This is a genomic window from Marinomonas sp. AWM4_232 (assembly GCF_056158325.1).
In genome coordinates this window covers 1672473-1684577 of record NZ_JBSWTA010000001.1, presented here as the reverse complement: position 1 = coordinate 1684577, position 12105 = coordinate 1672473, and the positions used below count along the sequence as shown (strand labels likewise).

The following is a 12105-nucleotide window of genomic DNA, read 5'->3' as shown; positions in this document are numbered from 1 at the left end:
TCGTTTTTAAAATCAATTAGTGCTTAGCACTGTCTTCCAATAATTGTTGCCAATAGCATGCCACATCTAACATACGATTCGCGTAGCCCCATTCGTTATCAAACCAACATAGCAGTTTCACTAAGCGGCCATCGACCACTTGTGTCTGAGTACCATCAATGATCACCGAGCGTGGGTCATGGTTAAAGTCCACCGAAGCATGGGCTTCCTGAGTGTAACCAAGTAGGCTGGCGTACTTGGATGAAGCAGCCACTTGCAACGCAGTATTCACCTGCTCCGCGGTCACATCTTCCTTCGTACGCACCACCATATCGATCAAAGAGACATTGATGGTGGGAACACGAACGGCATTTGAGCTGATCTTACCCGCTAGGCTCGGGATCAAACGCGCAATACCACGGTCAAGGCCAGTGTTCACTGGTATGATTGAACTCATTGCGGAACGAGTTAAGCGCAAATCTTTGGTATTGTAAGCATCAATGATAGGTTGATCATTCATCGCAGAATGAATGGTTTGCGTTGCACCGTGCTCGACCCCCGCTAACGCTTCTAGTGTATCTAAAACAGGAATGACACAATTTGTGGTACAAGAAGCCGCAGACACAATCGAGTGCTCCGCACTGACATCGCTTTCGTGATTAAAACCATACACAATCGTCGCATCTACATCTGCCGAGGCAGGCTGGGACAACAGCACTCGTGGCACTCCTGCATCGATAAAACGCTGAATCTGCTCACGTTCTGCAAAGGCACCTGAACATTCAAGCACCATATCAACGTTTAAAGATGACCAATTTAACTCTTCAGGCGTCGCTGCACTGAAGCATTGAATCTCATCTTCACCAATCATCAGGCTACTGCCTTTAATCGATACAGGCTTAGGAAAGCGGCCATGAGTGGTATCGTAGCGCGTCAAATAACTGATCGTTTCAATATCCGATAATTCATTGATCGCCACCACATGCATTCGGTCTTGATAACCGTTTTCGTAGATTGCACGAAGCACTGATCGGCCAATGCGGCCATAGCCATTAATCGCTACTCGCAACATAGTTCTCTTAAATCAAATCAAAGCAACAAAAAAGAGGAGCCAGAAGCTCCTCTTTCGTTGTGAAGCCGTTAGGCGTTCAGCAGTTTCTCTGCTGTGGCTACCACGTTTTCTACAGTAAAGCCGAAGTGTTTTAGAAGGTCGCCACCCGGTGCTGATTCACCGAAAGTACGCATACCCACCATCGCACCACCAAAGCCTACGTACTTGTACCAGTAATCAACGTGCGCTGCTTCAATCGCAACACGCTTCGTCACACTGCTAGGCAGTACAGACTCTTGGTACGCCGCATCTTGTGCATCAAAAGCATCCGTAGATGGCATAGACACAACACGAACTTTAGTGCCTTTTTCTGACAATGCTTTCGCAGAGTCTAGCGCTAGTGCTACTTCAGAACCTGTCGCAATCAGGATTAGTTCTGGTGTGCCTTCACAATCAGACAATACGTAACCACCTTTGGCGATGTCCGCTACTTGTGCATCAGTGCGAGCAAGTGCTGGCAAACCTTGACGGCTGAATACCAAAGACGTTGGACCAGAGCGACGCTGAATACCCGCAGCCCATGCAACCGCTGTTTCTGTTGCATCTGCTGGACGCCATACTGACATGTTTGGTGTCATACGTAGGTTAGCCAGTTGCTCGACTGGTTGGTGAGTAGGACCGTCTTCACCTTGACCAATTGAATCGTGGGTGTAAACGAAGATGTTCTGAATACCCATCAATGCCGACATACGTACTGCGTTACGAGCGTATTCCATGAACATCATGAAGGTTGCGCCGTAGTTGATGAAACCACCGTGTAGAGACACACCATTCATGATGCCGCTCATACCAAACTCGCGCACACCGTAGAATACGTAGTTGCCCGCTGGGTCTTCTTGGATACCTTTTGAACCAGACCATAAAGTTAGGTTAGAGCCCGCAAGGTCAGCTGAGCCACCTAGTAGTTCAGGTAAGATTGCACCGAACGTACCGATCGCGTTTTGAGACGCTTTACGGCTGGCGATGTTTTCGCCTTTTTCTTGGCACTCTTTGATGTAAGCCGCCGCTTTTTCAGCGAAGTCAGCTGGCAATTCGCCTTTGATTACACGTCGTTCAAATTCTGCTGCAAGCTCTGGGTAAGCCGCTTTGTAAGCTTCGAACTTCGCTTCCCATTCCGTTTGCGCTGACGCACCTTTTGATTTCGCGTCCCAACCTTCGTAAACATCAGCAGGGATTTCAAATGGTGCTTCTTTCCAACCTAGGAATTCACGTGCTGCAGCGATTTCTTCATCACCTAGTGGCGCACCGTGACAGTCGTGAGAACCGGATTTGTTTGGTTAACCAAAACCGATGATGGTTTTACAACAGATCAACGTTGGCTTAGACGTTTCAGCTTGTGCTGCTTCGATGGCTGCTTTGATCGCTTCTGGATCGTGACCATCTACATCAGCAATCACGTGCCAGCCGTAAGACTCAAAACGTTTTGGGGTATCGTCTGTGAACCAGCCTTCAACATGACCGTCGATAGAGATACCGTTGTCATCCCAGAATGCGATCAGTTTACCAAGGCCTAACGTACCCGCTAGTGAACATGCCTCGTGTGAGATGCCTTCCATCATACAGCCGTCGCCTAGGAAGCAGTATGTATTGTGATCAACAACGTTATGGCCTTCACGGTTAAATTGTGCCGCTAGGGTTTTCTCAGCAATTGCCATACCGACAGCGTTGCTGATACCTGCGCCTAGAGGGCCTGTTGTTGTTTCAACGCCATCCGTATAACCGTACTCAGGGTGACCAGGAGTTTTTGAGTGTAGTTGACGGAATTGCTTCAGATCTTCAATTGATAGGCTGTAGCCTGAAAGGTGAAGCAAAGAGTAAATCAACATAGAGCCATGGCCGTTCGACAATACGAAACGGTCACGGTCAACCCATTTAGCATCAGTTGGGTTGTGTTTTAGAAAGTCATTCCAAAGCACTTCTGCAATATCAGCCATGCCCATAGGCGCGCCTGGGTGTCCAGATTTTGCTTTTTGAACCGCGTCCATACTAAGTACGCGAATAGCATTAGCAAGTTGTTTACGAGACGGCATTGATTATCCACTCCTGGTTTATATACGAAATGTCGTTTCATTCTCCACGCTAACCCCAGTTCTTGCAACGGCCTCGGGTAACGCACGCCCAATAAATGAGCAAAGAGAATGAAATTGCACAAAGATGGCTAAGATCATAGCAAAAAAGCAGCCCTAACACTCTACCTTAAACGCTTAATTGCTTGAATTTTAGTCGTTGTTAGTCCATCATCCGTACCACAGCGTCGATTTGTTTCGGCTTGCGGACGCTATATAAAATCAGCTAAACAGAAGCAGGACAGCCTGTTTAGCAAATCTTTCAGCTAAGCGGGTTTTTTTATGCCTGTTTGGCGCTCTAGAATCTACATTTATAGAGGCACAAACATGTCAGAATATTCTTTATTTACTTCAGAATCCGTTTCTGAAGGCCACCCAGACAAAATCGCAGACCAAGTATCTGATGCCATCCTTGATGCCATTTTAAAAGAAGACTCCGAAGCACGTGTTGCGTGTGAGACACTCGTGAAAACGGGCATGGTATTGGTTGCTGGTGAAGTCCGTACCAATGCTTGGGTCGATATCGAAGACATCGCTCGCGGCGTGATTCGTGAAATCGGTTACAACAGCTCAGATATGGGCTTTGACTGGGAATCCTGCGCCGTACTTAATGCCATCGGTAAACAATCTGTTGATATCGCAGTAGGTGTCGATGAGGCGGACGCAAAAGAGCAAGGCGCTGGAGACCAAGGTCTAATGTTTGGTTTTGCTACCAACGAAACCGATGTTCTAATGCCTGCACCGATCACTTACTCACACCGTTTGGTACAGCGCCAAGCAGAAGTTCGTAAAAACGGCACACTAGACTTCCTTCGCCCAGATGCGAAAAGCCAAGTGACATTCCGCTACGACGAAAGCGGTAAGCCATGTGCTATCGATGCTGTGGTACTTTCCACTCAGCACAGCGCAGCGATTAAGCAAGCAGACCTTCGCGAAGCGGTAATGGAAGAAATCATCAAGCCGGTTCTGCCAGAAGAGTGGTTGTCTAAAGACACGAAATACTTCATCAACCCAACTGGCCAATTCATCATTGGTGGCCCAGTAGGTGACTGTGGTCTGACTGGCCGTAAAATCATCGTAGATACTTACGGTGGCATGGCACGTCACGGTGGTGGCGCATTCTCTGGTAAAGACCCATCAAAAGTTGACCGTTCTGCAGCGTATGCTGGCCGTTACGTAGCGAAAAACATCGTTGCTGCGGGCCTTGCTGACAAGTGTGAGATCCAAGTGTCATACGCTATCGGTGTCGCTGAACCTACCTCTATCAGTATCAACACATTTGGTACTGGTAAAGTAAATGACGAGCTAATCTCTCAACTAGTACGCGAACACTTCGAACTTCGTCCAGCAGGCCTAATCAAGATGCTTGACCTTAAACGTCCGATTTACCTGCCAACAGCGGCTTACGGCCACTTCGGTCGCGAAGGTGAGAACTTTACTTGGGAACGCACAGATAAAGCCGACGCACTTCGTAAAGCTGCCGGTTTATAATCTCTCGGATTTCCGTTATAAAAGCCCTCTCAACAGAGGGCTTTTTTATTTATGCGCATTCCACGTATCCACGTCGATCTACCACTTGCTGAACACTCCATATTTGACCTTCCCGACGGTGCTTTTCAACACTGTTGTAAAGTACTGCGTCTGAAAGAAGGTCATCCCATCATCATATTTAATGGTCAAGGCGGCCAATACAATTCAAAACTGTTGAACGTAGAAAAACGTAGCGCACAAATTGCGGTAGAAAACTTTGTCACACTGGATAATGAGTCCCCCTTAAAGGTAACCATAGGGCAATCAATTTCTCGCGGAGAACGCATGGATTACGCCGTACAAAAAGCGGTGGAATCTGGAGTGTATAAAATACAGCCCTTATTCAGTGAGCGCTGCGAAGTGCGCCTGAATGATGCTCGACTTGAAAAGCGCGTGCAACATTGGCAGCAAGTGGCCATCAGCGCAGCAGAGCAATCAGGCCGTGGCATGGTACCAGAAGTATGTTTTCCGGTACCGCTAGAAGAGTGGGTGGCTAATTGTAACGATATGTTAAAGCTAACACTTCACCACCACAGCGCTAAACCATTGCGGGACTTTTCAGAGCCAACTAATAAAAAAATCGCCCTACTCATTGGTCCAGAAGGCGGTTTATCAGAGGCAGAGGTATCTTTGGCGAAACAACACGATTTCTCGGCCATCGCTCTTGGACCTAGGGTTTTACGTACAGAAACCGCTCCTGTAGTAGCTCTAACTGCATTAAACATACGCTGGGGCGACATATAAAGTTACATTTTTTTACATTTTCGTTAGCAATGTAACGATCAAGCAATGTAAAGCTACTCGCTCATTTTTTAAACTATACTCTAGAATTGTGTAAAAATTCAGCTATCTCAAATTACTTTTACTTACATCAGGTGAAGCTCATGTTTCGACAAAAATTATTGGCAAGTAGCATTGTATTGGCTACGTCACTATGCGCCCTTCCAGCCATGGGCATCACCCTTGAAGAGGCAACATACAAAGCGGTTGAGACGAACCCGGCAATTAGACAAGCCATTGCTTTGTATCGAGAAAGCCTAGAAAACACAGAAGTATCACGCAGAAACGGCTATTACCCATCTATAGATCTTAATGCTGGCATCGGGCACGAAACTACCTATGATTATCAAGGCAGCGGTGAAGATGTTTCTTTGACACGAAGAGAGTTAGCACTAACGCTTACACAACCAATTTTTAGTGGCTTTAGTACTTCAAATGACGTCAAGCGTTTGAGAGCCGAAGCCGAAGCAAATCGCTGGAATGCTCTAATCCAAGTTGAAAACAAAGCTCTGGAAGTTGCCCGGGCCTACACTGACGTACTAAGAAATCGTGAACTATATCAACTTGCCCAAACCAATCTAGATACACACAATCGTATCTACCAACAAATTCGTACGGCTAGTGAATCAGGGGTCGGCCGCCAGTCAGACTTCAGTCAAATCACCGCGCGATTAGCAAAGGCTCAAGCAAACCGATTGTCAGCTATCGACAACCTTCGCGCAGCCGAAGCAAACTACGTTAACGTTGTCGGCGAGATGCCTCCTACCGATCTAATATACCCCGAGCCAGATCGCTCCATGTTACCTAAGACCTTGGAACAGGCCATTGATCAAGCTTTAAAAAACAACCCAGCTATCGACTCAGCTCAATGGGACGTCAAAGCCACCGAGCACGTCTTAGAAGGAGCGAAATCGAGCTTCTATCCTGAACTAAACTTTGTCGTAGAGCGCACCTTTGACGACAATATAGATGGTGCAGAAGGCAGCGATGAAGATTTAACAGCAATGCTACGACTAAGTTACAACTTATACAGTGGTGGTGCTGATAAGCGAGCAAAATCTGCAGCCAATCAACAAAATATCCAAGCCTCAGAAATTAAGCGAAACACTATTCGTGAAACAGAACTGAGTGCCCGCCTCGCTTGGGCCGCTTATGAAGCTTCTTTAGGGTCAAAAAACTATTTACAGCAGTACGTCACAGCAACCAAAGAATCGCAGCTTGCTTATGCTCAGCAATTTAATCTAGGCCGTCGAACATTACTTGATGTTCTGGATAGTGAGAATGAACTTTTTGAAGCGCGTCAAGACTACGTTAACGCTGATTATGACGAGCTTTATGCCGAGTTTAGACTATTTAATAGTAAGGGAGATTTAATGCGAGCACTGCGCATTTATCAACCAGAAGAATTAGGCTTCGAGCAAAAGCAAATTGCAAGGGAACGTACCGCAGTCAAAGCTTCTGAGATCACAGCTCCTGTCGAATCCCCTGTCCGCTCAGTCACTCCAGCTATTACACAAGAAACCAATGCTGTACCAGTAAATACTCAAACTTCTCCTGTGGCTCAGCCAGCAACCTTTAACACACCGGCTTATCAGGCAGCACCAGTAGCTCAGCCTCAGTACCGAACGCCACCTGCGACGAGCCAACCATCTTTCACACAACAGGCCGCAGCTCCTTCTTATCAAGCACCTGCAACAAATAGTTTCCCTCAAGGCAATACCAGTGTCAGCGATGATGGTGTAATTTTCATTGATGCCACAGAAAACTCGGGAGGCTGGTAATCGATTAAAGCGGTACGGCAACGCTGTCGTACCGCACTGTTTGTCCGGTATTTTCTTACTCGATACTTATCTTTCCCGCCCTGAGTCCTTATACTCATGCCTATATAAACCGATGTATAGGCAATTCATGCCTAGTAGCCGAAACAGGAAACGAATTTTATGACCATAAAACTCGGCATTGTGATGGATCCGATCCATACGATTAACTACAAAAAAGACACTTCACTAGCCATGCTTTGGGCGGCCGCAGACAAAGGTTGGTCTATCTACTATATGGAAGCCAAAGATCTGTATCTTCAAAATGGCAAAGCCCATGCTTTCACTCAACTGTTAAACGTCTATAAAGACCCTGATCACTTTTACGATCTTGGTGAAGAACAGAGCATCGAGCTTGGTGAGCTTGATGTCATTTTAATGCGCAAGGATCCACCTTTTGATATCCCATTTATGCACGCAACCATGATCCTAGATCAAGCTCAGCGTGATGGCGCGATGGTCGTGAATAACCCTAAGGCTTTGCTTGAGTGTAATGAGAAGTTATTCGCTACCCAGTTTCCACAGTGCTGCCCAGAAGTATTGGTGACACGCCGCTCGGATTTACTAAAAGCGTTCCACAAAGAACATAAAGACGTTATTTTCAAACCGCTTGATGGAATGGGCGGTAGCTCTATTTTCCGCGTGAAAGAAGACGATAGTAACGTCAGTGTTATCATCGAAACACTGACAAACATGGGCGCCGAGCAAATCATGGCGCAGAAATACATTCCTGAGATAAAAGATGGCGATAAGCGAATTTTGATTGTGGATGGTAAACCCATTCCTTATGGGCTTTCACGCATTCCAGCCTCTGGAGAAACTCGTGGCAATCTTGCGGCAGGCGGACGAGGCGAAGGTCGCCCTCTTACAGAACGTGAGCTATGGATCTGTGATCAAGTCATCCCGACTCTAAAAGAGAAAGACTTAATGTTTGTCGGATTGGATGTTATCGGCGACTATCTCACTGAAATCAATGTCACCAGTCCAACCTGTGTACGCCAATTAGACGAACAGTTTGGCCTAAACATTGGCATGACATTATTGGATGCCATTGAGGCTCGTTTAGCGACACACTAACTTCTCTATGCGTACAGCCGATCGTTTCTCCGTCACCTTGTTTATCGCCATCAGTTTGCACCTGTTGGCGATAACATTGGTCAACTTTGACTTTTCACTGGGTCAGCCGCCGGCTCGTAAAGCACTTGAAGTCACATTAGTGCAGCATACGACGGACGCCCCGAAAGAAGCGGATTTTATCGCTCAAGCAAACCAGCAGGCCAGCGGCACAGAGTTACGCAAGCAAAAGTTAACCACAACGGAGACGGCTCAATTTCGCGCTGATACCGTTCAAGATATCACCCCACCAGTTCAGCCAGAATTGGCCTCCGCAGAGCCCGTCAACGATCCCGATTTGATCGCTAGTCAAAATCAGAATGATGTTTTCCAAGTACTCAAAGAACCAGAGCAGCAAAACAAAACCCTTGAAGAACAATTCTTAGGCAAAACACAGGTCCCTAGTCGCCTATCAAGTGATATTGCGACACTTGAAGCACTACTCGATCAACAGCGCCAGGAGTATGCCAAACGCCCTCGTATTCGTCGCCTGACATCGGTTTCAGCAAAGTCAGCCATCGATGCAAAATATCTAGATGATTGGCGTCGACGAATTGAGCGAATAGGTAATATTCACTACCCTTCAGAAGCGAAACAGAAGCATCTGTATGGGCAACTCAGGCTTGCGGTATCGATCCTACCGAATGGCTATGTCGATGATATTGAGATTCTGCACTCATCCGGCATCCGTATTCTCGACGACGCTGCGATGCGCATTGTCCGTTTAGCAGAACCCTTCGACACCTTCCCAACTGAACTGAAAAAAGAAGTGGATCAATTAGAGATTATTCGTACTTGGCAATTTGTACCTGGGGACCGTTTACGTAGCCAGTAGGCGTTAAACTTACAGGCTTAACGCTGCATATACTCTCTACGGCTAAGGTGCTCTAAGTACTTTAGATAGGGTCACACTTGCTGGATATTCTAAAGCCATATGCGCACAAAAAAGCCCTCGCAATGGAGGGCTTCTTCAGTATCTGTAAACGCGGTAGCGGTTAGTGAAATTCCGCTTCACCCATGGCCAGTCGTATTTTCTTCATAGCATTCTTCTCAAGCTGTCGAATACGCTCAGCAGAAACACCGTACTCATCCGCTAAATCATGCAAAGTTGCTTTATTCTCGTTCAACCAACGCTTGATCAGAATGTCTCGGCTACGATCGTCTAGCTCAAGCATCGCGCTTTCAAGACGACGGTTGGAATCCGCTTCCCAGTTACCGTGCTCAAGCACAATCGCAGGGTCATAGCTGGAATCTTCTAAGAAGTTAGCGGGTGCTTGGAAAGCGTTGTCATCATCGTCATCGCTGCCAGCGTCAAATGCCATATCAGTGGAGCTCATACGGCCTTCCATCTGACGTACCACTTCAGGCGTTACCCCTAAATCGCAGGCAACTGACTCAACCTCGGAGTTACTCAACCAAGTAAGACTTTTCTTAGCGCTACGAAGGTTAAAGAACATTTTACGTTGTGCTTTCGTGGTCGCCACTTTCACAATACGCCAGTTCTTCAAGATAAATTCGTGAATTTCTGCTTTGATCCAATGCACAGCAAAAGACACCAAACGCACCCCAACTTCAGGGTTGAATCGTTTAACTGCCTTCATCAGACCTACGTTACCCTCTTGAATCAGGTCGCCCTGATTAAGGCCATAGCCCGAGTAACTTTTCGCAATATGTACCACAAAGCGTAGGTGAGACATGACCAGTGAGCGCGCAGCTTCAAGATCGCCTTGGTAATAAAGACGTTCGGCTAATTCATGTTCCTCTTCCGCTGACAAAATCGGAATGGTACTAACGGCCTGAACATACGACTCAAGATTCTGTCCTGGAGTCATCATGTCGATTGGCTGGAGAGCTTTACCCATTTCTATTTCACCTCTTCGTGTTCATACTGAGTATGAGCAAATACTAGCAACAAAGTTCACACTATGTGTGCCGTAAATGTGGAGATTTTCGCGTTATTCGTCAATACAAACGCGCTTTTTCTTCCTCATTTACTGTAATTCAATATCGCGAATATGACGACTCACCGCTATCCAAGAGCCGATCACGCCAATAAACGCGCTAATAGTTAAACACATTATAATTTCGACTGCATTAAAACTTTGCAACTCAAAGCCTGCATGGTACAGCTCAATCAAACGCTCTGCTGGGGCACTCACCCACCACGCTAAAATTATAATACATAAACACGCAAATACACCTCCCAGTACACCGAACCAAAAACCCATGTAAAGGAAAGGGCGACGGATATAGCTGTTCGTCGCACCAACCAGTTTCATCACTAACACTTCATCGCGGCGACTTTCCACGGCCATGCGTATGGTGTTACCGACAATTAAAAGTACGGCAATGACTAGCAGTGCAGAGATGGCGTACACAAAGCGTTGACCAAAGTTAATCATGGTTGCCAAACGCTGCAACCACTCGGCATCTAATTGCGCATGCTCAACCTGTGGCAAGCTTTGTAGGTGGTCACGTAAAGACTGCAGCTCAGGCAGCGTATTCAAGTCTACGATCGCTTTGGGAATGACTTTGAGCACAATCGGCAGAGGGTTCTCAGGCAGTGTTGACATAATCTGCTCGTAACCACTGGACTGCTCAAAATAGCGCAACCCCTCTTCCTTAGAGATGTACTCCACCGACTCTACGTCAGCACGACTCGATAATTGGTGGGAAAGCGCCAACGCTTCGGTGTCTTCTAAATTAGAAAACAGGTATAGCGAGATCACCGATTGCTGTTCCCATTGATCCGTCACTGACTGCACATTTTTCAATAGAACAAACAGTCCACCAGGTAATGAGAGGGAGATCGCCAACACCATCACGGTCATCAGGCTTGCAAGGGGATGACCGATTAGACGTGTAAAGCTCTCAATTAGGAAGGCTTGGTGCTGGCGTAAATACAGCTTGAAATCAAAGCTTGGTGCGCGCCACGCCGATTGACGATTATTGCTGAGGCTTTGGCGGGTCGCCCCTCGTTGCGCTGGGCGCTGCTGTGGAGGCTTGGCCATTTAAGCGAACCCTCCATCATTAACCATACGCCCTTGATTAAGGGTTAAAACACGATGACGCATTCTCGCAACCAAGGCTAGATCGTGACTGGCGACCAATACCGTCACCCCAACACGATTAAACTCTTGGAATAAGTTCATAATCTCTGCTGAGAGTCGCGGATCTAAGTTACCTGTTGGCTCATCGGCCAGTAGCAACTGCGGTTTATTCACAACCGCTCGGGCGATACCAATACGCTGCTGCTCACCACCGGATAACGCCATAGGGTTAAGCTTTTCTTTGCCAAGTAGACCCACTTTGTCTAACGCTGCACGAACACGCTTGCCGGTTTGCTCATCGTCAGCGCCACTGACTTGTAACGGCAGCGCCACGTTATGAAACACACTGCGATCAAATAAGAGTTGGTGGTTTTGGAAGACAACCCCCACGCGACGTCGGTGAAATGGGATAGCGCTTTTGCCAAGCGTACGTAGATCAACGCCATCCACCAAGATTTTGCCCGTAGTTTGGCGCTCAATCATCATAATGAGTTTCATCAGGGTACTTTTACCAGCCCCTGAGTGACCTGTGAGAAATGCCATTTCACCCTGCTGCAAGTGGAAACTCACCTGCGACAAGGCATCATGGCCGCTCTCGTATTTCTTACCTACACGCTGAAACTCAATTTCCACGCAAACATCCCCTGTGGTTGATCGAC

Annotated in this window: 9 protein-coding genes, 1 pseudogene and 1 riboswitch; of the genes and pseudogenes, 5 read left to right on the top strand and 5 right to left on the bottom strand. The window is 47.0% G+C overall.

The features are described 5' to 3' along the window. Window positions 1-16 precede the first annotated feature (16 nt). Window positions 17-1051 (bottom strand): type I glyceraldehyde-3-phosphate dehydrogenase, encoded by a 1035-nt coding sequence (locus ACXAC1_RS07965; RefSeq protein ID WP_475060669.1) that lies wholly within the window; start codon window positions 1049-1051, stop codon window positions 17-19. Between the two features lie 68 nt (window positions 1052-1119). After that, a pseudogene (gene tkt, locus ACXAC1_RS07960) lies at window positions 1120-3120 on the bottom strand (transketolase). Window positions 3121-3331: 211 nt separating this feature from the next. Continuing rightward, window positions 3332-3407: riboswitch (SAM riboswitch) on the top strand. A gap of 76 nt (window positions 3408-3483) precedes the next feature. On the opposite strand from tkt, the gene metK reads away from it, so the two are divergent. The 5 genes from metK (at window position 3484) to ACXAC1_RS07935 (ending at window position 9231) form a co-directional block, all read left to right on the top strand. After that, window positions 3484-4647, top strand: coding sequence for a methionine adenosyltransferase (gene metK, locus ACXAC1_RS07955; protein ID WP_475060666.1), 1164 nt, complete (start codon window positions 3484-3486; stop codon window positions 4645-4647). 51 nt (window positions 4648-4698) lie between these two features. Then, a complete protein-coding gene (locus tag ACXAC1_RS07950) occupies window positions 4699-5430 on the top strand; it encodes a 16S rRNA (uracil(1498)-N(3))-methyltransferase (RefSeq protein WP_475060664.1) in 732 nt (243 codons plus the stop codon). A gap of 140 nt (window positions 5431-5570) precedes the next feature. Next, entirely contained in the window at window positions 5571-7247 is a 1677-nt protein-coding gene (locus tag ACXAC1_RS07945; RefSeq protein WP_475060661.1) for a TolC family outer membrane protein, read from the top strand. Between the two features lie 159 nt (window positions 7248-7406). Further along, window positions 7407-8360: a glutathione synthase gene (gshB, locus tag ACXAC1_RS07940; protein WP_228190775.1), complete on the top strand. Its 954-nt coding sequence runs from the start codon at window positions 7407-7409 to the stop codon at window positions 8358-8360. Between the two features lie 7 nt (window positions 8361-8367). Further along, the gene (locus ACXAC1_RS07935; protein ID WP_475060659.1) at window positions 8368-9231 is read left to right on the top strand and encodes an energy transducer TonB; all 864 of its coding nucleotides are present in this window, start codon (window positions 8368-8370) and stop codon (window positions 9229-9231) included. A gap of 160 nt (window positions 9232-9391) precedes the next feature. Here the strand turns inward: ACXAC1_RS07935 and rpoH are convergent, their stop codons facing one another. The 3 genes from rpoH to ftsE all read right to left on the bottom strand — a co-directional run bounded on the left by rpoH (window position 9392) and on the right by ftsE (window position 12079). Further along, complete coding sequence (rpoH, locus tag ACXAC1_RS07930; protein ID WP_475060657.1) at window positions 9392-10258, bottom strand: RNA polymerase sigma factor RpoH; 867 nt, start codon at window positions 10256-10258, stop codon at window positions 9392-9394. Between the two features lie 129 nt (window positions 10259-10387). Beyond that, window positions 10388-11407 carry a permease-like cell division protein FtsX gene (ftsX, locus tag ACXAC1_RS07925; protein WP_475060654.1) on the bottom strand — a complete coding sequence of 340 codons (1020 nt, stop codon included), beginning with the start codon at window positions 11405-11407 and terminating at the stop codon, window positions 10388-10390. Further along, window positions 11408-12079, bottom strand: coding sequence for a cell division ATP-binding protein FtsE (gene ftsE, locus ACXAC1_RS07920; RefSeq protein WP_133561793.1), 672 nt, complete (start codon window positions 12077-12079; stop codon window positions 11408-11410). Window positions 12080-12105 lie beyond the last annotated feature (26 nt).

Excerpts from the sequence above, each read along its gene's own strand:
- ACXAC1_RS07965 (WP_475060669.1), bottom strand. The coding sequence starts at position 1,051 with ATGTTGCGAGTAGCGATTAATGGCTATGGCCGCATTGGCCGATCAGTG.
- metK (WP_475060666.1), top strand. The coding sequence starts at position 3,484 with ATGTCAGAATATTCTTTATTTACTTCAGAATCCGTTTCTGAAGGCCAC.
- ACXAC1_RS07950 (WP_475060664.1), top strand. The coding sequence starts at position 4,699 with ATGCGCATTCCACGTATCCACGTCGATCTACCACTTGCTGAACACTCC.
- ACXAC1_RS07945 (WP_475060661.1), top strand. The coding sequence starts at position 5,571 with ATGTTTCGACAAAAATTATTGGCAAGTAGCATTGTATTGGCTACGTCA.
- gshB (WP_228190775.1), top strand. The coding sequence starts at position 7,407 with ATGACCATAAAACTCGGCATTGTGATGGATCCGATCCATACGATTAAC.
- ACXAC1_RS07935 (WP_475060659.1), top strand. The coding sequence starts at position 8,368 with ATGCGTACAGCCGATCGTTTCTCCGTCACCTTGTTTATCGCCATCAGT.
- rpoH (WP_475060657.1), bottom strand. The coding sequence starts at position 10,258 with ATGGGTAAAGCTCTCCAGCCAATCGACATGATGACTCCAGGACAGAAT.
- ftsX (WP_475060654.1), bottom strand. The coding sequence starts at position 11,407 with ATGGCCAAGCCTCCACAGCAGCGCCCAGCGCAACGAGGGGCGACCCGC.